Source organism: Geodermatophilus nigrescens, from assembly GCF_900129495.1.
GTDB classification, from domain to species: Bacteria; Actinomycetota; Actinomycetes; order Mycobacteriales; family Geodermatophilaceae; genus Geodermatophilus; species Geodermatophilus nigrescens.
This window is the reverse complement of the sequence record NZ_FQVX01000001.1, coordinates 746,954-769,283: the sequence shown is the minus strand read 5'-3', so window position 1 is coordinate 769,283 and position 22,330 is coordinate 746,954. Positions and strand designations below refer to the sequence as shown.

Annotated in this window: 23 protein-coding genes and 1 pseudogene; 11 read left to right on the top strand and 13 right to left on the bottom strand. The window is 76.2% G+C overall.

Annotated elements, in window-relative coordinates; genetic code table 11:
* Window positions 1-63: 63 nt before the first annotated feature.
* From BUE37_RS23245 to BUE37_RS03700, 3 genes are all read left to right on the top strand, one after another.
* Window positions 64-630 (top strand): hypothetical protein, encoded by a 567-nt coding sequence (locus tag BUE37_RS23245; RefSeq protein ID WP_139252807.1) that lies wholly within the window; start codon window positions 64-66, stop codon window positions 628-630.
* A gap of 174 nt (window positions 631-804) precedes the next feature.
* Window positions 805-975, top strand: a complete 171-nt coding sequence (locus BUE37_RS03705) for a helix-turn-helix transcriptional regulator (protein WP_073418692.1) — start codon at window positions 805-807, stop codon at window positions 973-975.
* A 132-nt stretch (window positions 976-1,107) separates the two neighbouring features.
* Window positions 1,108-2,208 carry a tyrosine-type recombinase/integrase gene (locus tag BUE37_RS03700; RefSeq protein WP_073418691.1) on the top strand — a complete coding sequence of 367 codons (1,101 nt, stop codon included), beginning with the start codon at window positions 1,108-1,110 and terminating at the stop codon, window positions 2,206-2,208.
* A gap of 19 nt (window positions 2,209-2,227) precedes the next feature.
* Here the strand turns inward: BUE37_RS03700 and ychF are convergent, their stop codons facing one another.
* The 3 genes from ychF to BUE37_RS03685 all read right to left on the bottom strand — a co-directional run bounded on the left by ychF (window position 2,228) and on the right by BUE37_RS03685 (window position 5,985).
* Complete coding sequence (ychF, locus tag BUE37_RS03695; protein WP_073418690.1) at window positions 2,228-3,301, bottom strand: redox-regulated ATPase YchF; 1,074 nt, start codon at window positions 3,299-3,301, stop codon at window positions 2,228-2,230.
* Window positions 3,302-3,335: 34 nt separating this feature from the next.
* Window positions 3,336-4,733 carry a nicotinate-nucleotide adenylyltransferase gene (locus tag BUE37_RS03690; RefSeq protein ID WP_073418689.1) on the bottom strand — a complete coding sequence of 466 codons (1,398 nt, stop codon included), beginning with the start codon at window positions 4,731-4,733 and terminating at the stop codon, window positions 3,336-3,338.
* Window positions 4,734-4,800: 67 nt separating this feature from the next.
* A complete protein-coding gene (locus tag BUE37_RS03685; protein ID WP_073418688.1) occupies window positions 4,801-5,985 on the bottom strand; it encodes an MFS transporter in 1,185 nt (394 codons plus the stop codon).
* 57 nt (window positions 5,986-6,042) lie between these two features.
* On the opposite strand from BUE37_RS03685, the gene BUE37_RS03680 reads away from it, so the two are divergent.
* Window positions 6,043-7,005 (top strand): ArsR/SmtB family transcription factor, encoded by a 963-nt coding sequence (locus tag BUE37_RS03680; protein WP_073418687.1) that lies wholly within the window; start codon window positions 6,043-6,045, stop codon window positions 7,003-7,005.
* 19 nt (window positions 7,006-7,024) lie between these two features.
* Here the strand turns inward: BUE37_RS03680 and BUE37_RS03675 are convergent, their stop codons facing one another.
* From BUE37_RS03675 to BUE37_RS24735, 8 genes and pseudogenes are all read right to left on the bottom strand, one after another.
* Window positions 7,025-7,666: a response regulator gene (locus tag BUE37_RS03675; protein ID WP_073418686.1), complete on the bottom strand. Its 642-nt coding sequence runs from the start codon at window positions 7,664-7,666 to the stop codon at window positions 7,025-7,027.
* Complete coding sequence (locus BUE37_RS03670) at window positions 7,663-8,910, bottom strand: sensor histidine kinase (RefSeq protein ID WP_073419539.1); 1,248 nt, start codon at window positions 8,908-8,910, stop codon at window positions 7,663-7,665. Before BUE37_RS03670 ends, BUE37_RS03675 begins: the two co-directional genes overlap by 4 nt.
* Window positions 8,907-9,749, bottom strand: coding sequence for an ABC transporter permease (locus BUE37_RS03665; RefSeq protein WP_073418685.1), 843 nt, complete (start codon window positions 9,747-9,749; stop codon window positions 8,907-8,909). The genes BUE37_RS03670 and BUE37_RS03665 overlap by 4 nt, the downstream gene beginning before the upstream one ends.
* Window positions 9,746-10,651 (bottom strand): ABC transporter ATP-binding protein, encoded by a 906-nt coding sequence (locus BUE37_RS03660; protein ID WP_073418684.1) that lies wholly within the window; start codon window positions 10,649-10,651, stop codon window positions 9,746-9,748. The genes BUE37_RS03665 and BUE37_RS03660 overlap by 4 nt, the downstream gene beginning before the upstream one ends.
* A gap of 95 nt (window positions 10,652-10,746) precedes the next feature.
* Complete coding sequence (locus BUE37_RS23635) at window positions 10,747-11,346, bottom strand: hypothetical protein (RefSeq protein WP_073418683.1); 600 nt, start codon at window positions 11,344-11,346, stop codon at window positions 10,747-10,749.
* A gap of 42 nt (window positions 11,347-11,388) precedes the next feature.
* On the bottom strand, window positions 11,389-11,634 hold the full coding sequence (locus BUE37_RS03650; protein WP_083628252.1) for a hypothetical protein: 246 nt from the start codon (window positions 11,632-11,634) through the stop codon (window positions 11,389-11,391).
* Window positions 11,635-11,654: 20 nt separating this feature from the next.
* Window positions 11,655-11,828, bottom strand: a complete 174-nt coding sequence (locus BUE37_RS24740) for a hypothetical protein (protein WP_281248063.1) — start codon at window positions 11,826-11,828, stop codon at window positions 11,655-11,657.
* 113 nt (window positions 11,829-11,941) lie between these two features.
* Window positions 11,942-12,448: pseudogene (locus BUE37_RS24735) on the bottom strand (S8 family serine peptidase); the annotation flags it as partial.
* A gap of 668 nt (window positions 12,449-13,116) precedes the next feature.
* On the opposite strand from BUE37_RS24735, the gene BUE37_RS03640 reads away from it, so the two are divergent.
* From BUE37_RS03640 to BUE37_RS03625, 4 genes are all read left to right on the top strand, one after another.
* The gene (locus BUE37_RS03640) at window positions 13,117-14,613 is read left to right on the top strand and encodes an AlkA N-terminal domain-containing protein (RefSeq protein WP_073418682.1); all 1,497 of its coding nucleotides are present in this window, start codon (window positions 13,117-13,119) and stop codon (window positions 14,611-14,613) included.
* Entirely contained in the window at window positions 14,610-15,140 is a 531-nt protein-coding gene (locus tag BUE37_RS03635; protein WP_073418681.1) for a methylated-DNA--[protein]-cysteine S-methyltransferase, read from the top strand. Before BUE37_RS03640 ends, BUE37_RS03635 begins: the two co-directional genes overlap by 4 nt.
* A gap of 68 nt (window positions 15,141-15,208) precedes the next feature.
* Window positions 15,209-16,384 (top strand): DNA recombination protein RmuC, encoded by a 1,176-nt coding sequence (locus BUE37_RS03630; RefSeq protein WP_083628251.1) that lies wholly within the window; start codon window positions 15,209-15,211, stop codon window positions 16,382-16,384.
* A gap of 200 nt (window positions 16,385-16,584) precedes the next feature.
* On the top strand, window positions 16,585-17,367 hold the full coding sequence (locus BUE37_RS03625) for a DUF6542 domain-containing protein (RefSeq protein WP_073418680.1): 783 nt from the start codon (window positions 16,585-16,587) through the stop codon (window positions 17,365-17,367).
* A gap of 63 nt (window positions 17,368-17,430) precedes the next feature.
* Here the strand turns inward: BUE37_RS03625 and BUE37_RS03620 are convergent, their stop codons facing one another.
* Entirely contained in the window at window positions 17,431-18,402 is a 972-nt protein-coding gene (locus tag BUE37_RS03620) for a 4-hydroxy-3-methylbut-2-enyl diphosphate reductase (RefSeq protein WP_073418679.1), read from the bottom strand.
* Between the two features lie 134 nt (window positions 18,403-18,536).
* Here BUE37_RS03620 and BUE37_RS23630 point away from each other — a divergent pair, with 134 nt between their 5' ends.
* From BUE37_RS23630 to BUE37_RS03605, 3 genes are all read left to right on the top strand, one after another.
* Window positions 18,537-20,177 carry a hypothetical protein gene (locus tag BUE37_RS23630; RefSeq protein WP_175562783.1) on the top strand — a complete coding sequence of 547 codons (1,641 nt, stop codon included), beginning with the start codon at window positions 18,537-18,539 and terminating at the stop codon, window positions 20,175-20,177.
* Between the two features lie 86 nt (window positions 20,178-20,263).
* Window positions 20,264-21,484 (top strand): exodeoxyribonuclease VII large subunit, encoded by a 1,221-nt coding sequence (gene xseA, locus BUE37_RS03610; protein ID WP_073418678.1) that lies wholly within the window; start codon window positions 20,264-20,266, stop codon window positions 21,482-21,484.
* Window positions 21,481-21,696, top strand: a complete 216-nt coding sequence (locus BUE37_RS03605) for an exodeoxyribonuclease VII small subunit (RefSeq protein ID WP_073418677.1) — start codon at window positions 21,481-21,483, stop codon at window positions 21,694-21,696. The genes xseA and BUE37_RS03605 overlap by 4 nt, the downstream gene beginning before the upstream one ends.
* Window positions 21,697-21,703: 7 nt before the next feature.
* On the opposite strand, the gene BUE37_RS03600 is transcribed toward BUE37_RS03605, so the two are convergent.
* Window positions 21,704-22,327 carry a DUF4245 domain-containing protein gene (locus BUE37_RS03600; protein ID WP_073418676.1) on the bottom strand — a complete coding sequence of 208 codons (624 nt, stop codon included), beginning with the start codon at window positions 22,325-22,327 and terminating at the stop codon, window positions 21,704-21,706.
* Between the last annotated feature and the right edge of the window lie 3 nt (window positions 22,328-22,330).

Below are 22,330 nucleotides of genomic sequence, written 5' to 3'. Positions count from 1 at the left end.
CGAGCCGTCACACCTCATGCACCGTCGGGGCGCGCAATACGTGGTGACGAGTAACTGGAGGCTGTGAGCAACCTCGCCGACATGGGCAGCAAGGGGACGGCGGACTACCGAAGGCGACGAGCCGAGGCCGAGCGCCGCCGGCGCCAGACGGTGAAGCGGGCGCATAGGGAGCCGAAGCGATTTGAAGCAGCTGACAGCAAGACGCGCATTACAGGACCGTGGGACGCGGCCACCGATTGCGCCTGGTGCGGCGGAACCATCACCCCACGCAGCCGCGGCCCGATCCCGAAGTGGTGTTCGGCCACCTGTCGGCACCGCGCATGGGAGCAAACTCGGGCCGCAGCATCCGGCCGGTCCGCCGTTGAGGTCGTCGAGCGACGCGTCGAGGTGCCCGTCCCCGTCCCCGTCCCCGCCACACCAGCACGCCGCGACTGGCCCGGCCTGCTCGCCGTGCTCGCGAGCCAAGTCGACGACGGCCGCATCTACGACCGGGACCTGATCGACCTATCCGACGCCCTCAGCACCGTCCTCGAGGCCTACCGCCGCCGCGCCTACGTGCGCAGCGGATCCATTAAGTACCAGCGTCAAGCGCGCGCCCGGCAACAAGCCCGCAGAGGCCAGCTCGGCTGAGCAACGACCTCACGAGCGGAATTGCAGCCCAACTGGAGAAGCGCCCACACGCTGGACCTCAGCTGGTCTCGGTTGACCGGCGTTGGACGCCGTCATCGTCGATTCCTGCCGCGCTGCCAACTTCGGAGGATCCACAGGCCGCACACCGACGAGTCCCGGTCCGGGAACGACCTCATGACGCTCGCGGAAACCGCGGCCTACCTGCGCACCCCGGTCGCCACCCTGCGCTACTGGAGGCACCTCGGCCTGGGGCCGGCCGGTTTTCGGCTCGGTCGGCGGGTCATCTACCGGCGCGGCGACGTGGACCGCTGGCTCTCCGAGCGGCAGGACGCCGAGACCTGCTGACGTCCGCCGTTCCTCGTCCACAGGCCGCCGCGCGTCCACAGATCGCTGTCAAAGTCACCGAACGAGCTCATGCCGCGCTATGCCCGAGGGCCCGGCCCTGCAGCGGGGCCCTTGAGGACGCAGGCGGCGCGCATGGCCAGCATCTCCCGACTGCCCAACGGCAAGTACCGGCCGCGGTACCGCGACGAGCACGGCAAGGAGCACGCCCGGCACTTCGACCGGAAGGTCGACGCCCAGCGCTGGCTCGACGAGGTCACTGCGGCGGTGGTCACCGGCACCTACGTCGACCCGAGCGCCGGCCGGCAGACGTTCGCGGAGTACTACGCCGAGTGGTCCGCTCGGCAGGTGTGGGCGCCCGGGACGGAAGCCGCCATGGGTCTCGCCGCTCGGTCAGCCACCTTCCGTGACGTCCGGATGCGCTCACTGCGGCGCTCGCACATTGAGCAGTGGATCAAGAGCATGGTCACCCGGGGCCTGGCTCCGGGCACCGTGCACACCCGCACCAACAACGTCCGCGCCGTCCTGCGCGGCGCCGTCGCCGACCGGGTCATCCCCCGCGACCCTAGTGAAGGCGTGACACTTCCCCGCCGTCGCCGGGCGGCCGCTGCCATGACCTTGCCGACGCCGGCCCAGGTCGGCGCGCTCGTCCAGTCCGCCGACGCGCCCTTCCGCGCCTTCGTCGGGCTCTGCGCCTTTGCCGGCCTTCGGCTCGGCGAGGCGGCCGCCGTCCGCGTGAGCGATGTCGACTTCCTCCGCCGCACCCTCACCGTCGCCCGTCAGGTACAGCGCGCACCCGGCGGCGCAGTCGACGTCCGGGCACCCAAGTACGGGAGCGAGCGGCAGGTCTACCTCGCGCCCTCACTGGTCGATCTGCTTGCTCAGCACGTCGCCGCCCACTGCCCGGAGGGCACCTGGATCTTCACCGGAGAAGCCGGCGAGCCGCCGCACCAGAACTCGATCGGCTACCGCTGGCGCACCACGCTGAGGTCAGCGGGTCTCGCCGGCGTGAAGCTGCACGACCTGCGGCACTTCTACGCCTCGGGACTCATCGCCTCCGGGTGCGACGTCGTCACCGTCCAGCGCGCCCTCGGGCACGCCACCGCCACCACGACGCTGAATACTTACAGCCACCTCTGGCCGACCGCGGAGGACCGCACGAGGCGCGCGGCCGAGCAGCTCTTTGCGGACAGTTGCGGACTGGGTGCGTTCTCGGGCGCCTGGACGAACCGCTGACCAGCGCGGATGCGCTCAGTCAGACGTTGAAGCGGAACTCCACGACGTCGCCGTCGGCCATGACGTAGTCCTTGCCCTCGATGCGCACCCAGCCGCGGGACTTCGCCTCGGTCATCGAGCCGGCCTCCATCAGCTGGTCGTAGGACACGACCTCGGCCTTGATGAAGCCGCGCTGGAAGTCGGTGTGGATGACGCCGGCGGCCTGGGGCGCGGTGGCGCCGACCGGGATGGTCCAGGCGCGCGCCTCCTTCGGCCCCGCCGTCAGGTAGGTCTGCAGCCCCAGCGTGCGGAAGCCGACCTTGGCCAGCTGGTCGAGGCCCGGCTCGCTCTGCCCGATCGACTCCAGCAGCTCCGCGGCCTCCTCGGCCGGCAGCTCGGCGAGCTCGGACTCGGTCTTGGCGTCGAGCAGGATCGCCTCGGCCGGCGCCACCAGCTCGCGCAGCTCGGCGATGAGCGACTCGTTGGCCAGCTCGTCGGCGTCGACGTTGAAGACGTACAGGAACGGCTTGGTCGTCAGCAGCGTCAGTTCGCGCAGCGGCGCGGGGTCCACACCGGCGCTGAACAGCGTCTGCCCCGTGTTCAGGATCTCGGCGGCGGCCTGCGCGGCGGCCAGCAGCGCGGCGCGCTCCTTGTCCTTGCGCGACTCCTTCTCCAGCCGCGGGATCGCCTTCTCCAGCGTCTGCAGGTCGGCCAGGACGAGCTCGGTGTTGATCGTCTCGATGTCGTCCGACGGCGACACCTTGCCCTCGACGTGCACGACGTCGGGGTCGGTGAACACGCGGATGACCTGGCAGATCGCGTCGCTCTCACGGATGTTGGCGAGGAACTTGTTGCCCAGCCCCTGGCCCTCGCTGGCGCCGCGCACGATGCCGGCGATGTCGACGAACGACACCGTCGCCGGCACGACCTTCTGCGAGGTGAACAGCTCGGCGAGCTTCCCCAGCCGCTCGTCGGGCACGCCCACGACGCCCACGTTCGGCTCGATCGTGGCGAACGGGTAGTTGGCCGCCAGGACGTCGTTCTTGGTCAGCGCGTTGAACAGCGTCGACTTGCCGACGTTGGGCAGCCCGACGATCCCGATGGTGAGACTCACGAGGGTCCAGCCTACGGGGCGCGGCCGGGCGGCCTCAGCGCGAGCGGTCGTGGCCGAAGAAGCCGCGCTTCTTGATCAGCGCGGCCACCTCGGTCGGGACCATCGCCTCCCAGCTCGTGTCCTCGGTCGGGATCCGCCGGAGCACGTCGCGGCTGAGGATCGGCAGGTGGTCCGGCTCGTGGTCGAGGCCGACGAAGCTGCCGCGCTGGTTGAGGTAGTCGAACAGCGGGCGCAGCTGCGGGGCGACCTCGACGGTGTCCACGGTGACCACCCGGCCCTCCTGCAGCATCGGGTAGACGTAGAGCCGCAGGTCGTTCTTCAGCAGCCGGCCGAAGCTCTCCAGGATCCCGCCGGGCAGCGCGGCGTGGGACTCCTCGTCGAACAGGTCGATGAGGCTCGGGACGCCCATGACCATCCCGATGCGGCCGTCGGTGCGCCAGGCCAGGTAGGCGGCCAGCCGGTGGTAGGCGACGTAGTCGGAGATGAGCACCGTCAGCCCGCACGCGGCGAGCAGGTCGGCGCGGGCGAGGAAGTCCCGCCGGTCGACGACGTCCCCGCCGGCCCGCAGGTTGGCCATCGTCAGCTCGCCGAGCAGCAGGATCTCCCGGCCGGCGACGGCGGGGTCGGCCTCGAACCGCGCGCGGGCGGCCTCCAGCATGGCGATGTTGACCACCGTGGGCGGCCGGAAGCTGCCGCGCTCGACCAGGATCGCCTTCTTGCGCAGCACCTCGCTGGGCTGCAGGACGTGCCGGTCGGGGCCGAACATCGCCGCGCCGGAGAGCCCCAGCTGGACCAGCTTGAGGGCCATGACCCGGTTGTCGACGGCGCGGAACTCGATGCCCGACAGCTCGATGAGGTCGACCTCGATGCGGCCGGTGGTGAGCCGGTCGAGCAGGCTCTCCACCAGCGTCTCGGGCTGGTGGTGCTGGAAGAACGCCGCGTGCAGCAGGTTGACGCCGACGACGCCGAGGGCCTCCTGCTGGAGCGCGGCCTCGTCGTCGAGCATCCGCACGTGCAGCACGACCTGGCTGGGCTCGTCGCGCGGGTGGGACTGGAACTTCACGCCCATCCACCCGTGGCACTCGTTGCCGCCGCGGTAGCTGCGGGCCACGACGGTGTCGGCGAAGGCGAAGAACGACGTGTCGTCGCCGCGCTGGTCGGCGAGCCGGTCGACGTTGAGCTGGAACTCGTGGTCGAGCATCGCCTGCAGGCGGCCCTTGGACACGTAGCGGTCGCTCTTGCCGTAGACGGCGTCGCTCACCGACATGTCGTAGGCCGACATCGTCTTCGCGACGGTGCCCGCCGCGCCACCGGCCCGGAAGAACCAGCGGGCGACCTCCTGGCCGGCGCCGATCTCGGCGATGGTCCCGTACCAGCGCGGGTCCAGGTTGACCTGCAACGCCTTCTGCAGGGTGTCGACGCCGGCGTCCATGACGATCCCCTCGCGGTGCGGCCCGGGTGCAGCGCGAGCGTAGCCAGACCCGGGCCCCGCCACCCGGTCACGCGGGCACGGCCGTGGCGGCGCGGGCGGCCCGGCGCAGCCCGGGCGCCAGCACCAGCGACACCAGCACGGACGCCGCGGCCAGCCCGGCCATCACCGCGCCGGGGGCCGACAGGTCGGCGAGCGCGCCCGCGGCCGCCGCGAACACGCCCTGCCCCGTCATCCGCAGCGCCGACTCCACCCCGAGCACCTGCCCGCGCAGTTCCCCGGGCGTGAGCGCCACCAGCCACTCCTGCTGCGCCAGGGCCGCCGCGTAGCCCACCGTCGCCACCCCCACCAGCACGGCGGCCAGCGGGATGCCCGGCGCGACCGCGAAGGCGAGGAAGGGGACGGCGAGCAGCAGTCGCAGCGCGGTGTTGCTGCGCCGGCGGGCCGCGGGCGTGAGGAAGCGCCCGACCACCAGGTCGCCGGCCATCATCCCGGCGGCGCCGGCCACCAGGAGCCAGCCGGCCCGCTCCCCCGCGTACGGCACGAACAGCGCCTCGCAGCCGACCACCAGCCCGTTCGGCACGCACAGCGCCACGAGCAGCGTGCGGGTGTCACGGTGCGCCAGCAGCAGCCGGTTGCTGCGCACGGTCTCGGCGAGCCCCGCTCGCCCGGACCGGCGCGGCGCCCGCTCGGCGACCCCGAGCCGCAGCACCGGCAGCGCGGCCGCCGACACGAGCGCGGCCAGCACGAACACCTGCGCCGTCGTCAGCGCGGTGAGCAGCAGCCCGCCGACGGCGAAGCCGACCACCTGGAACGCCCCGACGGCGACGTTCATCGTCGAGCGCGCCAGCGGGTAGGCGGCTGCCGGGACGACGTCGGTCAGCAGGCCCCACCGCGCGCCCGACCCGACCGAGGTCACGTAGGCGACGCCGACGACGAGGAGGAGCCGCACCGGCGTCGGCAGGCCGGGCAGCGCCTGCAGGGCCAGCGCCGCCGTGGACGCCGCCGCGACCAGCAGGAGCGTGCGCCGCGGCGGGCTCGCGTCGGCCGCGGACATGAGCGTCGTCGCGCCCAGCGCCTGCGCCGCGGACGGGCCGAACATGGCCACCGCGGTGAGCAGTGCCGAGCCGGTGGTCCGGTGCACCAGCGTGGCCAGGGCCAGCGACGACGTCGTCGAGGCGGCGGTCGTCAGCGCGCCCGCGGTCCACAGCGCGCGGAACTCCGGGGACGCGAACAGCGCCCGGTAGGTGAGCACGGGCCGACGGTGCGGCAGGGGACGCCGGGGACCCACCGTTTCGCCTACGGTCGAAAGGTGGGTGAGTTCATCGTCGACGCCGACGTCATGGCGCGCGCCCGCTTCGGCACCAGCCAGCTCACCGAGACCCTCGCCGCGCTGAAGATGCTCCGCTCGGCCGCGGTGCCGCCGTGGCACCGGCCGTGGGCCGACGTGCACGCGGCCGCGTTCCGCGAGCGGCTCGCCGGCGACCCGGTCGGCACCGCCCTGCTCGACGCCGCCTTCGGCCCCACCTGGACCGCCGACTTCCTGACCGTGCCGCCGTCGGCCCCCGACCTCACGATCGACGAGGAGCTGGGCTTCCTGGAGTCCCTGGACGACGGCGCCGTGCGCGCCGACCTCGAGGTGGCCACCGGCCCGCTGACGCCCGCGCTCACCGCGACCGGCCTCGCCGCCACCGCCGCCGCGCTGCTCCGGTGGACGTGGGCGCACACCGTGCGCGACGAGTGGCCGCGGCGGCTGCGGGTGCTGCGCGCCGACGTCGTCTCCCGCACCGCCCGCCTCAGCGGCGGCGGCTGGTCGGCCGCGCTCGACGGCATCTCCCCCGGCGTCCGCTGGCTGGCCAACGGGCGGCTGCAGGTCAACGCCGCCCCGTACCCGCCGCGCGACGTCCGGGGCCGGGACCTGCTGTTCATCGCCGCCACCGGGCCGGGCGGCTGGGTGAGCTGGCGGCTGCCCGACACCTACGCCGTCGTCTACCCCGTCACCGGCGTGCTCGCCGGCGGCCCGGCGCCGCTGCCGGACGCGCTGGTCCGGCTGCTGGGCCGCACCCGCGCCCGGCTGCTCGCCGCGCTCGACGCCCCGCAGAGCACGACCGCGCTCACCGCCCGGACCGGGCTGCCGCTGGGCAGCGTCGGTGGGCACCTGCGGGTGCTGCTCGACGCCGGGCTCCTGGAGCGGCGCCGGTCGGGTCGGGAGGTCCTCTACTGGCGCAGCGACGCCGGCCGCACCCTCCTGGCCGCCGCCGACGAGGGCCATTAGCGCGACAAGGGCCCTCGTCCTAGCGAGGCGCCCCCGGGCCGGGGAGGAGGCCGCGCTCGACGGCGACCATCACCGCGCGGGTGCGGTCGTCGACGCCGAGCTTGGCGAACACCCGCAGCAGGTGCGTCTTCACCGTGGCCTCGCCGATGAACAGCTCCCGGCCGATCTCGGCGTTGGTCAGCCCGCGCGCCACCCCGGCGAGCACCTCCAGCTCGCGGGCGGTCGGCGCCTCGACGGCCGGCGCCCGCATCCGCGACACCAGCCGGGCGGCCACCGGCGGCGCGAGCACCGTCTCCCCGCGGGCGGCCGCGCGCACGGCGTCGGCCAGCTGGGGCAGCGGCGCGTCCTTGAGCAGGTAGCCGGTCGCCCCGGCCGCCACCGCCCGCACGATGTCGGCGTCGGTGTCGTAGGTGGTGAGCACCAGCACGCGGACGCCGGGGTGCGTGGCGGCCAGCCGCTCGATCGCGGTCACGCCGTCCATCCGCGGCATCCGCAGGTCCATGAGCACGACGTCGGGCGACAGCGCGGCCACCTGCGCCAGCGCCTCCAGCCCGTCGCCGGCCTCCCCGACGACGTCGAGGTCGGGCTGCGCCGCCAGCCAGCCGACCAGGCCGCCACGCACCACCGGGTGGTCGTCGGCCACCAGCACCCGGATGGTCACGCGCCCGGCACCCGCACCGTCACGCGGGTGCCCGAGCCCGGCGCCGAGGCGACGTCGACCTCTCCCCCGACCTGCGCCACCCGCCCGCGCAGCCCCTCCAGACCCGAGACCGTCACCGCCGCCGGGTCGAAGCCCACGCCGTCGTCCTCCACGTGCACCGACACCTGCCCGCCCACCCGGGCCAGCCGCAGCACCACCGCCGAGGCCCCGGCGTGCCGGCGCACGTTCGTCAGCGCCTCCTGGGCCCCGCGCAGCAGCACGACCTCCTCGTCGGTGCGCAGCGCCGCCCCGCCGTCCAGGGCCGGGTCGTCGAGGGCCGCCGTGTCCACCCGCACCTCCAGCCCGGTCTCCCGGGCGAACCGCTCCGCCAGCCGGCGCAGCGCCTCCACCAGCGTCGCCCCGTCGAGCGCCACCGGCCGGAACGCCGCCACCACCGCGCGGGCCTCGGCCAGGTTGTCGCGCGCGACCTCCTCGATCACGGCCAGCTTCTCGCGGGCGGCGTCGGGGTCGGCCGGCACCAGGGCGGCGGCGGTCTGCGACAGCACGACGATCGACGTGTAGCCCTGCGCGAGCGTGTCGTGCACCTCCTGCGCCAGCCGCTCGCGCTCCGCCAGCACCCCGCGCTCGTGCTCGGCGGCGGCCAGCTCGGAGCGGGTGGCCTCCAGCTGCGCGATCAGCGACGCCCGCTCGGCGCTCTCGTGCAGCACCCGGCTGATCCACACGCCCAGCGCCAGGCTGAACCCGATGCCGATGCCGGTCTCCAGCAGCACGTCGGCGGCGTCGCGGCCGCCCGGGTCGAGCACCGGGCCCGCCGCGCTGGCCAGCCCGAGCAGCAGCGTCCAGGTGATGCCGGTGAGGGTGCCCTGGACGGCGAACCACACCTGCGGGTAGGCGAGGAAGAGCAGGAACAGCAGGCCCGGCGCGAGCCAGCCGAGCAGGCCCAGGGCGACGACGAGCACCAGCAGGTAGGCCACCGCCCGCCGCGGGGCGCCGGCGCCGATCGCGGGCACGCCGAGCAGCGCGTACGCGACGGCCAGCCCGCCGAGCACGGCCAGGGCCGCCGCGCGCCGGTCGTCGTCGACGGCGTCCCCGACGGCCGCGCTGAGCACCGCGAGCCCCCACACGACGGCGGAGATGAGGTGCACCCCGGTCACCGTGGCCCGCCACCCGCGCTCGGGCAGCGGCTCGCCGCCGTCGTCCTGCGGGGGGACGACGGCGGCGGCCAGGCGGCGGGGCAGGCTCACGCCGCCCGACGCCAGCGGAAGGTCCGGGCGCACACCACGGTGCCGATGATCACCCATGCGGCCAGCACCAGGGCGGTCCGCCCGTGCTCCCAGCTGCCGGCCTGCTCGGCGACGGCGGCCGAGTCGGGCAGGAACACCGACCGCATGCCCTGCACCAGCCACTTGAGCGGGAAGGCCGCGGCCACGCGGTCCATCCAGTCCGGGAGGTCCGAGCCGATGAAGAACACGCCGGAGATGAACTGCAGGACGACGGCGAAGGCGGGGATGCCGGTGCCGGCCGAGCGGGCGCTGCCGATGACCGTCGCCACCGCGAGGCCGAGGACGGTGCCGGCGAGGATGCCGAGCAGGACCACCCAGGCGAACGTCACCCAGCGCCCGGGGTCGGTGGGCAGGGCGACGTCGAAGGCCGTGGCGGCCACGGTGAGCAGCAGCGCCAGCTGGACGGCGGTGGTGACGACGACCTGCCCCGCCTTGCCGATCGCGTAGGACAGCGCAGGGGTGCCCAGGGTCTGCAGGCGGGCGAGGTCGCCGCGCTCGCGCTCCTCGGCGACGGCGGTGCCGACCGCCTGGAAGCTGGTGAGCATCACGCCGGTGGCGGCGATGCCGGCGAGGAAGTACTCGCGGAAGCCGATGCCGGGCAGCACGACCTCGTCGCCGAAGACCGACCCGAAGATCGCCAGCATGATCACCGGGTAGGCGAAGGAGAAGACCACCTGGCCGGGGTCGCGGGCGAACAGCCGCAGCTCCAGGCCGATGCGGGCCAGCCCGATCGCGGCGGCCGACGGCGGCGCGGGCCGGGTGGCGGGGACGGTCCGGGTGGCGGTGCGGGCGGCGGTCATCGGGTCTCCCCCTCGGCGGCGGCGACGAGCTGGAGGTAGACGTCCTCCAGGTCGGGTCGGGTGACGGTCAGGCCGGGCACGTCGCCGGTCGGCGAGGCCGCGACCAGGTCGCGCAGGACGGCGGCCGGCTCGGGCGTGGTGACCTCGCGGTACTCGCCGTGCTCCAGCCAGCGGACGGTGGCCACCCGGCGCAGCTCGGCGCCGAGGTCGGCCGGGGCGGCCACCTCGACCAGCCGGCCGGCGCTGATGACGCCGACCCGGTCGGCCAGGTGCGCGGCCTCGTCGAGGTAGTGGGTGGTCAGCAGGACGGTGGTGCCGCGGGCGCGCAGGCCCTCCACCAGCGTCCAGAACTGCCGGCGGGCGACCGGGTCCATGCCGGTGGTCGGCTCGTCGAGGAACAGCAGCTCGGGCCGGCCCTGCACGCCGAGCGCCACCTCCAGCCGGCGCCGCTGCCCGCCCGACAGCCTGTCCACCCTGGTGCGGGCGGCGTCGGTCAGGCCGACGTCGGCCAGCAGCTCGGCGGTCGGCACGGGTGCGGCGTGGTAGCGGGCGAAGTGGTCGAGGGTCTCGCGCACGGTGAGCGCGTTGCCGCTGCCGGTGCTCTGGCCGACGACGCCCAGGCGCCCGCGCCAGGCCCGGCCGCCGCGGGCGGGGTCCTCGCCGAGGACGGTGACGTCGCCGCCGTCGCGCCGGCGCACGCCCTCCAGGACCTCGACGGTGGTCGTCTTGCCGGCGCCGTTGGGCCCGAGCAGGGCGAACACCTCGCCGCGCCGGACGTCGAGGTCGACGCCGTCGACCACCGTCCGGTCGCCGTACCGCTTGACCAGCCCGCGCACGCGGACCGCCGCTCCGTCGTCGAACGCCGCGGCCGCGGGGGCCGGGGCGGGGCTCGTGGCTGTCATGGCACGAGCCTGTCGCCGCGCGCCGGGCGCGGGGACGCCCGCGCGGTGGGTCCGCCGTCCACCGTCCGGTGGACGCCCCGGGTCCGCCGGAGGGGCTAGGGCCCCAGCACCGGCCGCCCGGCGAGGGCGGAGACCACCTCGACGGCGTCGTCCCACCAGCGCTCGTAGTGGTACGGGTCGGCGTTGCGCTGGGTGCGGTGCGCGGCGATCGTCGGCTCCAGCGACCGCCAGCCGGGCACCTCCCGCAGCGCGCGGAAGAAGTTGGTGGCGCTGGTGGTGGGGTCCATCCGGTCGGCGTAGCTGCCCCAGGCGCCGTTGTCCCGCTGCTGGAACAGCCCGCGGGAGTCCGGCCCGGCGGCGTCGCCGCGGTCGAGCACCCGCAGCGACGACTCCCCCATCGCCGTCATCACGCCGATCACCTGGGCGCAGGTGTCGAGCCCCAGGTCGGCGCCGGCGTTGACGATCGCCGCGGCGTTGGCCAGCTGCTCCGGCCCCCAGCCGGCCACCGGCCCGGCCGGCAGCGCGGCCGGGTCCACCCGCACCGCCGGCCCCGCCGAGGCGCACTCCGCCGACGGCGGCCCCTCGCCCCCGGTCTGCCGGGTCACCAGCAGCGTCCCGAGCACCACGAGGACGGCCAGCACGACCGCGGCGACGGCGACCAGGCGGCCGCGGTCGGGCACGGGGGTCGGCTGCACACCCCGGTCAACGGACGACGGCGTGCGCGCGTCCCCGCGGGCTCACTGGACCGGCGCGTCCGGCGGCGGCAGCGAGTACCGCAGCTGCTCGTCGACGGAGGTGACGCCCTCGACGGCGAGCAGGCTGGGCCGGGCGTCCGGCGGCGCGGAGCCGGTGATCAGGCCGAGCGAGCCGAGCACCCGCTCCACCTGCATCCCGGACTCGCGCAGCGCCGAGGCGACGGCGTCGAGGTCGGACAGGTGGCCGTCGTCGACGGTCACGCTGTACCGCGCCAGCGGGGAGCCCACGCCGCGGAGGCTAGTCCTCCTCAGGCCGACCCGGCTCCCTCCTGGGGCGCGAGCACCAGCCCGCTGCCGATGTCGACCGACGGCTCGGCCAGCCGGCTCGCGGCCTGGGTGAGCGTGGCCCACAGCTCGTAGCCGCGCCGCCCGGTCGCCTCGGCCCACAGCGCCGCCAGCCCGGCCACGTGCGGGGTGGCCATGCTCGTGCCGCTGATCGTGTTGTAGCGCTGCGGCAGGGGCCAGGCCGAGTAGACGTCGACCCCGGCCCGGCGACGTCGACCTCCCCGCCGGGCGCGGCCAGGCTGCGCGCGGAGAACCAGGCGGTGCGCAGCGCGGCGTCGACCGCGCCGACGGCCAGCACCTCCACGCTGTTGGCCGGCGCCCCGACGAAGCCGTACTCGCCGTTCTCCCGGTCGGCGTTGTTGCCGGCCGCCGCCACGATCAGCGAGCCCTGCTGCAGCGCCCGCCGGCCCGCGGCCGAGTACGGCGGGTGCGCCTCGGCGACGTCGGCGCCCAGCGACATCGAGATGACCGCGCAGCCGTTGGCCACCGCCCAGTCGATGCCGGCCAGGATGCCTCCGTCCTCGCCGCTGCCCTCGTCGCTGAGCACCTTCCCGACGTAGATCTCCGCGCCGGACGCGACGCCGTACCGCGGCCCCTGCGGCGGGGACTGCGGCCCGCACGCGGTGCCCACGCAGTGGGTGCCGTGGCCGTGGCCGTCCTGCGCGCTGTCCACCCCGGCCACGAAGGACTCGGCGGTGATGCCGCGGCCCGTGAAGTCGGGGTGGGCGAGGTCGAGCCCGGTGTCGAGGACGGCCACCCGCACCCCCGCGCCCGTGTACGGCGACGTCGTCGCCCGGACCGCCTGCACGCCCCAGGTGGCCGCCTCGGTGTCGGCGAAGGCCGGTGGTGGGGGCACCTCCTCGCCGCCCGCGCCGGCGAGCCGGCCGGCCAGGTCGGTGACGCCGTCGCGGTAGCCGCGCACGTACTCCTCGGCGGGCAGCACGTGGTGCACCAGCTCCGGCGACACCGACAGCACCGGCGGCCCGGCCGACCGCAGCGCGCCGACCTGGTCGGGTGGGGCGGCGACGACGGCGATGCCGAGCCGGGCGAACACCGTGGCCCCGGCCTCGCGCAACGCCTGCGCGGGCACCCGGCCGGCGGTGAAGTCGCGGGAGTCGGCGACGTCGGTGATCCCGGCCGCCGACCAGTCGACCCGCGGGTCGCCGGGATCGGCGAAGACCACGACCTGCCGGCCGGTGGTGGGCGCCCCGAGGCGCCTCGCCGGGCGCTCCGGCTGACGGTTCGGCGGACGGATGCCCGGGCGCGGTCCGATCACGGTTCCCCCTGTCGACGCGGGGCCGGCACGCCGCCGTCCCCGGTGGGCGCAGTCTGGTGGGCGGCACCGACAGCCGCCCGCCGACGACGTCCGGCGGCGCCGTCCGAAATCCGCCAGTCAGGGGCTCCCGGCGGTGCCATGCTCGACGCGTGCCCACCTCCCTCGACGCCGAGCGCTGCTACCGCGCGGTCGCCAGCCGGGACGCCCGCTTCGACGGCTGGTTCTTCACCGCCGTGCGCACCACCGGCATCTACTGCCGTCCCTCCTGCCCGGCCCGCACGCCGGCCGCGGCCAACGTCAGCTTCTTCGGCACCGCCGCGGGCGCCCAGGCCGCCGGGTTCCGCGCCTGCCGCCGCTGCCGCCCGGATGCCGTCCCCGGCTCGCCGGAGTGGGACGTGCGCGCCGACGTCGTCGCCCGCGCCATGCGCCTGATCGCCGACAGCGAAGTGGAGCGGGCCGGCGTCCCCGGGCTGGCCGCGCGGCTGGGCTACTCCGAGCGCCAGGTGCACCGGCTGCTGGTCGGCGAGCTCGGCGTCGGCCCGCTCGCCGTCGCCCGCGCCCAGCGGGCGCAGACCGCCCGGGTGCTGATCGAGACCACCGACCTGCCGATGGCCGACGTCGCGTTCGCCGCCGGGTTCGCCAGCGTGCGGCAGTTCAACGACACCGTCCGCGAGGTGTTCGCCTGCACGCCCAGCGAGCTGCGCCGCCGCCGGTCGGGCGGCGAGACCGGCGCCCCGGGCTGGCTGACGCTGCGGCTGGCCGCCCGCGCCCCGTTCGACGCCGCCGAGGTGCTGCTCTTCCTCGGCCTGCACGCCGTCCCGGGGCTCGAGGAGTGGGACGGCACGACGTTCTCCCGCGTCCTCGACCTGCCCGGCGGGCCCGGCGTCGTCCGGCTGTCCCCCGCGCCCGACGGCGGCGCCGCGGTCACCGCCCGGCTGCTGCTCACCGACCTGCGCGACCTGCGCGCCGCCGTCCCCCGCTGCCGCCGGCTGCTCGACCTCGACGCCGACCCGGCCGCCGTCGACGACGTGCTCGGCGCCGACCCCGCGCTCGCCCCGCTGGTGGCCGCCGCGCCCGGACGCCGGGTGCCCGCCTCCCCCGACGCCCCCGAGACGGCGGTCCGCGCGGTCCTCGGCCAGCAGGTCTCGGTGGCCGGCGCCCGCACGCTCACCGCGCGGGTGGTGACCCTGGCCGGGACGCCGCTGGCCGAGCCGGTCGGCACGCTCACCCACGCCTTCCCGCGGCCGGAGGCGCTGGCCGCGGCCGACCTGTCGACCGTCGGGCTGACCGGCGCGCGCAGCCGCACGCTCACCGGGCTGGCCGCCGCGCTCGCCGAGGGCCGCGTGGCCCTCGACCCCGGCTGCGACCGCGACGCCGCCGTCCGCGACCTGCTGGCGCTGCCCGGCATCGGCCCGTGGACCGCCGCGCTCGTGGCGATGCGCGGCCTCGGCGACCCCGACGTCTGGCTGCCCGGCGACCTCGCGCTGCGCCGGTCCCTGGCCGGGCTCGGCAGCTCCGACGCCGACGCCGCGCGCCGCTGGCGGCCCTGGCGCTCCTACGCCGTCCTGCACCTGTGGGCGCTCGCCGCGCCGCACCTGTTCACCCGCCACCCGGCTCCCGCCCCCGCCGATCGGAGTGCGTCATGACCCCGTCCGCCCGCTTCGCCACCGTCGCGACCCCGCCGGGGCCGTTCACCGTCGTCGTCACCCCGGGCCCCGACGGCGGCGACGTCGTCCTGGCCGCCGGGTGGACCGGCGACGTCAGCGACCTGCTGCCCGTCGTGCACCGCGCGCTGCGGCCCACCTGGGTCGAGCGGGTGGAGCACCTGCCGGTCCTCGACGTCGTGGAGGCGCACGCGGCCGGCGACGTCGGGGCCATCGACGCCGTCCCCGTGCGGCAGCGCTCCGGGCCGTTCCTGGAGGACGCGTGGGAGGTGCTGCGCACGGTGCCCGCCGGGCAGCCCGACACCTACGCCGAGTTCGCCGCCCGCTGCGGTCGGCCCGCGGCGATCCGCGCGGCGGCCAACGCCTGCGCCCGCAACGCCGCCGCGCTGTTCATCCCGTGCCACCGCGTCCTCGGCTCCGACGGCGGCCTCGGCGGGTTCCGCTGGGGCACCCCGGTCAAGCGCTGGCTGCTCGACCACGAGGCGGAGCACGCCCCCGTCCCCGCGTAAGTGGGCCTTTGTAGCGCTATTGGCCTCACCTCCCCGGGGTTGTCGGTGGCGTCCTGCACCCTGCTGGGGTGGACGCCGCCTCCCTGCTGCTCGGCCTGCTCCTCGGCGTGCTGCTCGGGGCGGCCGTCGCCCTCGGCGTGGTCGCGGTGCTGTCCCGCCGCCGGCCGGCCGACGACGCGCTGGAGCCGGTGCACGAGTCGCTCGACCACCTGCACCGCCTGCTCGCCGGCATCGAGCGCGACCGCGCCACCGCGCACGGCGAGCTGCGCGAGCAGATGGGCACCGTCGGGCAGACCAGCGCGCTGCTGCGCCAGGAGACGGCGGCGCTGGTCACGGCGCTGCGCACCCCGCACGTGCGCGGCCGCTGGGGTGAGGTGCAGCTGCGCCGGGTGGTCGAGGTGGCGGGCCTGCTCGAGCACTGCGACTTCGTCGAGCAGCCGTCCTCCACCAACGACGAGGGCGCCGGCGTCCGCCCCGACCTGGTGGTCACCCTCGCCGACGGCCGGCAGGTCGTCGTCGACGCGAAGGTGCCCTTCACCGGCTACATCGAGGCCGTGCAGGCCACCGACCAGGCCGTCCGCGACCAGCGGGTGGCCGCCCACGCCCGGCAGCTGCGCACCCACGTCGACCAGCTGGCCGCCCGCCGCTACCCCACCGCGTTCCGCCCGGCCGCGCCGTTCACCGTGCTGTTCGTCCCCTCCGACGGGTTCCTCACCACCGCGCTGGAGGCCGAGCCCGCGCTGCTCGAGCACGGCTTCGCCCGCGACGTCGTCATCGCCACCCCGAGCACGCTGCTCGCGCTGCTGCGCACCGTCGCGCACTCCTGGCGGCAGGAGCGCCTCGCCCGCGACGCCGACCAGGTCATCGAGGTCGGCCGCCGGCTGCACGCCCGGCTCACCACGCTCTCGGGCCACCTGACCCGGCTCGGCTCGGCGCTGGGCACCGCGCTCACCCGCTACAACGAGACCGTCGGCTCCTACGAGCGCTCCGTGCTCGCCGCCGCCCGCCGCTTCGACGACCTCGGCGTCGGCGAGACCGCGGTGCCGTCCCCGCCAGAGGTCGAGGCGGTGGTCCGGCAGCTGCGCCCGGCCCCGGACGACGACGTCCTGCCGGCCGACGACGAGCCGGTCGCCGACGCCGTGCCCATCGCCGACGCCGTGCCGATCACCGACGCCCTCCCCCGACCCGACGAGCTGCCGCTGCGCCGGCTGCCCGGGCTGGGCCGCCCCTCCGGCGCCGGATGACGTCCCGGGGTCGGCCGGCCCCGGCGGTCGCGCTGGACCCCTCCGTCACATCCACCCCGCCCCTCACCGAGAGTTGCCAAATCGATCCGGCGACGTGTCGCGCGTCGACGACACGATGTGCCCCGGCGGGCGGCTCCCCGTCGCTACGGTGAGCACCGACATCGGCCCGCCCCGGGCCGGTCCGGACGGGGAGGTACGCCATGGCCTCGGCGAGTGCAGCCGACACCTGGCGGGACGGCGGAGGCCGCGGCGAGCGTCCCCACGCCGGCCCGCAGGCCCCGCGCCCGGACCTGCCGCGGCTCGACGCGACGCCCGCCCGCGCGGCGCGCATGTCGCTGCCTCCGGTGCCGCCGCCCCCGCCGCGCCGCTCCGGCGCCCCGGCCCCCGACCGCCGTCCCGGCACGCCCGGTCCCGCCGCGGGCCCGGCGCCCGGCTGGGGCTCCGGCCGTCCGGTCGCCGACTCGCGCCCGCCGGCGGCCCGCCCGCAGCAGCGCACCCCCTACCCTGGCGTGCACCCGCTGGCCGACCGGGACGCCCCGGAGCCGCCGCGCCGCGGCCGCGCCGCCGAGCGCCCGCGGGAGACGCCGCGCGAGACCCCGCGGGGCTCCTCGCGGACCGCGCCGGCGCCCGCGCCCGGCCTGCGCGGCAGCCTCGCCGTCCTCGGCATCTTCGTCATCACCCTCGCCGGCGGCGCCGTCGACTCGTTCCTCGACGTCGGCCTCGGCACGCTGACGCTGGTCACGCTGGTCGCGGCCTCCGCCGTCGCCACGCTGCTGGTCCGCAAGCGCGACCTGCTCACCGTCGTCGTCGCCCCGCCGCTGGTGTTCGTCGCGGTGGCCGCGGTCAACATCGGGCTGGCGCCGTCGGCCGACTTCAGCGTGCCGACGATCGCCACCGTCCTCATCCGCGGGTTCCCCACGATGGCCGTCGCCACCGGCGTCGCGATCGTCCTCGGCATCATCCGCTGGGCCGCCCGCCGCTGACGGCCCCGGAACGCACGAAGGCCCCCCTCCCGGTCGGGAGGAGGGCCTTCGTGCGTTCAGGGGTCAGCGCGCGGGGCGGGCGGACTCCCCGCGCTCGGGCCGCAACTCGCGCGGCAGCGCGAACACCAGCCGCTCCTCGGCGGCCTTGACCGACGAGACGTCGGGGTAGCCGCGCTCGGCCAGCCAGTCGAGCACCTCGCCGACCAGCACCTCGGGCACCGACGCGCCGCTGGTCACGCCCACGGTGGAGACGCCCTCGAGCCAGGCCGGGTCGATCTCGGAGGCGTAGTCGACCAGGTGCGCCGCGCGGGCGCCGGCCTCCAGCGCCACCTCGACCAGCCGCACCGAGTTCGACGAGTTGGTGGAGCCGACGACGACCACCAGGTCGCAGTCGGGCGCCATCTGCTTGACCGCCTGCTGCCGGTTCTGCGTGGCGTAGCAGATGTCGTCGCTGGGCGGGGACTGCAGCCCGGGGAACCGGGTCTTCAGCTGGTCGACCGTGGCCAGCGTCTCATCGACCGACAGCGTCGTCTGCGACAGCCAGACCACCCGCTCGGGGTCGCGCACCTGGACGTTCGCGACGTCCTCGGGCCCGTCGACGAGCTGGATGTGCGACGGCGCCTCGCCGGAGGTGCCCTCGACCTCCTCGTGCCCGCGGTGGCCGATGAGCAGGATGTCGTAGTCGTCGCGGGCGAACCGCTTGGCCTCCTGGTGCACCTTCGTCACCAGCGGGCAGGTCGCGTCGATGGTGCGCAGCTGCCGGGCCGCCGCCTCCTCGTGCACCGCCGGCGAGACGCCGTGGGCGCTGAACACGACGACCGAGCCCTCGGGCACCTCGTCGGTCTCGTCGACGAACACCGCGCCGCGCCGCTCGAGGGTGGCCACGACGTGCTTATTGTGGACGATCTGCTTGCGGACGTAGACGGGCGCGCCGTGCATCTCCAGCGCCCGCTCGACGGCCACCACCGCCCGGTCGACGCCGGCGCAGTAGCCCCGGGGATCGGCCAGCAGGACCCGTCCGCGCTGATCAGCCATGCCCCCACTGTAGGTCGCGCGCGACCCCCGGCCGGGCTGCCGAGGGGAGTCGTGACACGACGCACGCCGCCCGACCGGGTGTCCGCGGTCCGGGCCGTGCTGCCGACGCCGACGCGCTGCGGCAGGCTGGGCGCATGTCCCGTGAGATCCCCGAGCCGGTCCGCGCCGCCGCCGGACTGGCCGCCACCGTCCTCGACGAGGCCCGCCGCCTCCCCGAGACGCTGCCCGGCCTGCCCGTGCGCCTGGTCGGCATCGCACTCCAGACCGCGATGAAGCTCCAGCAGCACTGGTCGGGGCTGGTGGCCCGCGGCGACGAGCTGCTCACCGGGCTGCGCGGCGACCGCGAGCCGGGCATGGCCACCTTCGACGACGACGACGAGGACGCGCGCTCCGGCGAGGCCCTGGTCGCCCAGCCGATCGACGTCCTGCGCACCTCCGCCTTCGACCGCGCCCCCGACGTCGACACCACGGGCATCTCCGACGCCGAGGTCGCGGGACTCCCCGAGGACCCGGCCGCCGACGCGGTCGTGGCCGCCGTCGAGGACACAGCGGCCGTGCTCGACGAGACCGAGACGCTGACCGAGGTCGACGTCATGGAGATCGACGTCGACACCGACGCCGCCGGCCTGGTCGACGACGAGGTGGCGGGCCTCCCCCAGGACCCGCCGCCGGCCGCCGTCGTCGCCGCGGTCGAGGACGTCACCGACCAGGTGCTGGGCACCGAGGAGGCCGAGGCCGCGCTCGACGACGCCGACTCCGCGCTCACCGCCGAGGACGCGCTGGAGAGCGCGCTGCTCGAGGCCGAGGGCAGCGACTCACCCGCGGTGCCGGCCGTCCCGGACGACGCGCCCGCCGCCAGCGACCCGGGCGGCTCCCCCGTCGGTGAGCTCGCCGGCGCCCCCGACGTGGGCAGCGACGACGCCGCGACCCCCGACGCCGCCGACTCCGGCACGCCCGACACCGAGATCGGCACCGCCGACGACGCGGCCGGCACGGACACCGCGGGTACGGACACCGCCGCCTCCCCCGACGCCGGCGTGCTGGGCGAGGACGCTGAGTCCGACGCGGCCGCGGCCGAGGACGCCGCCACCGAGGTCGACGTGATCACCCCCGACGGCCAGGTGACCACCGTCGAGGGCACCGTCACCGACGAGGGCGTCGTCGCCCCCGAGGACGGCGACGGGCAGCCCGCCGACGGCCAGGGCACCGCGACGGGCGAGGCGAGCGACGTCGTCACCGGTGAGCACGCCCGCGTCGACGAGGAGCTCGGCGCCGAGGCGGGCCCGGGCGAGGACTCCGGCGCGGCCACCGACACGGTCGAGCCCGAACCCCTGACCGACACGCCGGCCGACACCGCCGAGACGGCCGGCGACACGGCCACCGACGAGGGCGGCACGCCCGTGGCCGCCGCGACGGGCGTGCGCACCGACGTCGGGGACGCCGACACCGCCGAGGAGGACGCGGCGATCGCCGAGGGCGCGGTCGTGGACGCCGTCGGCGGGGAGTCCGACGCCCCCACCGACGACCCGGAGGGCGGCAGCGAGCTGTCGGGCTCGCAGGCCGCCGGGGCCGCGCCGGTCGACGGCTACGACTCCTTCACCGTCGCCCAGTTGCGCGGCCGGCTGCGCGGCTACCAGCTGGCCACGGTCGGCGACCTGCTCGCCTACGAGGAGGCCACCCGCAACCGGGCGCCGTTCGTCACCATGCTGCGCAACCGGCTGGAGAAGCTCGAGCAGCAGGCGGCCGACGCGAGCCCGCTGCAGCCCCGCGGCTAGCGAGCACCGCTTCCCCTCCCGGCGACCCGGGACCCCTCGAGGGTCCCGGGCCGCCGTGTCGGTACCGCCTGGCAGGCTCGACCCCCGTGACCGCTCCGTCGACCCCCGAGGCCCCGTGGCCCGTGCGCACGGTGGCCCGGAAGGTCGCCGAGTGGATCGGCCGGCTCGGCGAGGTGTGGGTCGAGGGGCAGGTCGCCCAGCTCTCCCGCCGCGGCGCGGCCACCGTCTTCCTCACCCTGCGCGACCCGGCGGCCGACCTCTCGGTGCCGGTCACCTGCGCCCGCGACGTCGCCGACCGGCCCGGCCTGGAGCTCACCGAGGGCGCGCGGGTGGTCGTGCGCGCGCGGCCCGACTACTACATCGCCCGCGGCTCGTTCTCGCTGCGCGCCACGGAGATCCGCGCCGTCGGCCTGGGCGAGCTGCTCGCCCGGATCGAGCGGATCCGCCGGCTGCTGGCCGCCGAGGGCCTCTTCGACGCCGCCCGCAAGCGCCCGCTGCCGTTCGCGCCGGCCGTCGTCGGCCTGGTCACCGGCAAGGACTCCGCGGCCGAGCGCGACGTGCTCGTCACCGCAAGGCGGCGCTGGCCGGCGGTGCGCTTCGCCGTCCACCACAGCCTGGTGCAGGGCGTGAACGCCGCCGGCTCGGTGATCGAGGGCCTGCAGCGGCTCGACCGCGACCCGGAGGTCGAGGTCATCGTCGTCGCCCGCGGCGGCGGCTCGGTCGAGGACCTGCTGCCCTTCTCCGACGAGGGGCTGGTGCGCGCCATCGCCGCCTGCCGCACGCCGGTGGTCACCGCCGTGGGGCACGAGACCGACACGACGCTGGTCGACCACGTCGCCGACGTCCGCGCGGCCACCCCCACCGACGCCGCGCACCGCGTGGTGCCCGAGATCGGCGAGCAGCGGCGGCTGGTCGACGGGCTGCGCGCCCGCGCCCGCCACCTGGTGTCGGTGCGCCTCGAGCAGCAGGAGCGGTGGCTGGAGAACGTCCGCAGCCGGCCGGTGCTGGCCGACCCGCAGCGGCTGCTGCACGGCCGGGCCGACGACGTCGCCGCGCTGCGCGACCGCGCCCGGCGCACGCTCACCCACCGCGTGGAGACCGCCGAGCGCGACCTCGAGCACGCCCGCGCCCGGGTCGCCGCCCTCTCGCCGCAGGCGACGCTGCAGCGCGGCTACGCCCTCGTGCAGCGCGCCGACGGGGCGCTGGTCCGCGACCCGGGTGAGGTGTCCGACGGCGAGGCGCTGTCGGTGCGGGTCGCGGGCGGCCGGCTGCCCGTGCGGGTCGACAGGGAGGATGGGCAGCCGTGAGCGCACCCGAGCAGCCGACCCAGAGCTACGAGCAGGCCCGCGAGGAGCTGGCCGACGTGGTGCGCCGGCTGGAGGCCGGCGGCCTCACGCTCGAGGAGTCCCTGGGGCTGTGGGAGCGCGGCGAGCAGCTGGCCGAGCTGTGCCGGCACTGGCTCGACCGCGCCCGCGAGCGGCTGGCCGCCGCCGCCCCGGGCGAGCAGCAGGAGAGCTGAGCGGGGCTCAGCGCACCACGACGGGGGCGACGGAGCCCGCCACCGTCTCGAGCTCGTCGTCGTCGGCCGAGCCGGTGACGACCGTGGTCACCTCGCCGTCCTCGAGGGTGAGGACCGTCTCGCCGCGCTCGCTGGTCAGCCGCGTCCAGGTGCGCCCGCCGAGGTCGACGGTGCCGTCCTCGGTGGCGTCGTCGAGGACGGCGGTGAGCTCCTCGGCGCGCGGGTCGTCGGTGGTGACGAAGCCCGCGTACTCGTCCGACGGCGTCAGGTAGCCGATCTCCAGCGTCACCGGCGCCCCCTCGGCGGCCTCGCCGGCGTCGGTGCGGGCGCTGGTGGGCCGGTAGCCGTCGGGCAGCTCCGCGGGCGCCTCGAGTTCGTAGCCCGCGCGGGACGCCGCGAACTGCACGGAGCTGCCCGGGTCGACCGTGCGCACCGGATCGGTGCCGCTCTGCCGGAGGGCGATCCAGCCGACGACCAGCAGGCAGATGAGCACCAGCGGCGCCAGCGACCGGATCATGTTGGCCGCGCTCATCCGGTTGGCCCGCTCGACCGCGGTCGGCGCGGGGGGCGGCTGCTCCTGCGCGGGCTGCTGCTCGGGGGCCTGCTGGCCCGACGGGCCGGAACTGGTCATGCC

Coding starts and splice junctions, on each gene's coding strand:
- BUE37_RS24740 (WP_281248063.1), bottom strand. CDS start 11,828: ATGGCCACCCCGCACGTGGCCGGGCTGGCGGCGCTGTGGGCCGAGGCG.
- BUE37_RS23630 (WP_175562783.1), top strand. CDS start 18,537: ATGTCCCGTGAGATCCCCGAGCCGGTCCGCGCCGCCGCCGGACTGGCC.
- BUE37_RS03600 (WP_073418676.1), bottom strand. CDS start 22,327: ATGACCAGTTCCGGCCCGTCGGGCCAGCAGGCCCCCGAGCAGCAGCCC.
- BUE37_RS03665 (WP_073418685.1), bottom strand. CDS start 9,749: ATGACCGCCGCCCGCACCGCCACCCGGACCGTCCCCGCCACCCGGCCC.
- BUE37_RS03620 (WP_073418679.1), bottom strand. CDS start 18,402: ATGGCTGATCAGCGCGGACGGGTCCTGCTGGCCGATCCCCGGGGCTAC.
- BUE37_RS03705 (WP_073418692.1), top strand. CDS start 805: ATGACGCTCGCGGAAACCGCGGCCTACCTGCGCACCCCGGTCGCCACC.
- BUE37_RS03660 (WP_073418684.1), bottom strand. CDS start 10,651: ATGACAGCCACGAGCCCCGCCCCGGCCCCCGCGGCCGCGGCGTTCGAC.
- BUE37_RS03690 (WP_073418689.1), bottom strand. CDS start 4,733: ATGGACGCCGGCGTCGACACCCTGCAGAAGGCGTTGCAGGTCAACCTG.
- BUE37_RS03700 (WP_073418691.1), top strand. CDS start 1,108: ATGGCCAGCATCTCCCGACTGCCCAACGGCAAGTACCGGCCGCGGTAC.
- BUE37_RS03635 (WP_073418681.1), top strand. CDS start 14,610: ATGACCCCGTCCGCCCGCTTCGCCACCGTCGCGACCCCGCCGGGGCCG.
- BUE37_RS03625 (WP_073418680.1), top strand. CDS start 16,585: ATGGCCTCGGCGAGTGCAGCCGACACCTGGCGGGACGGCGGAGGCCGC.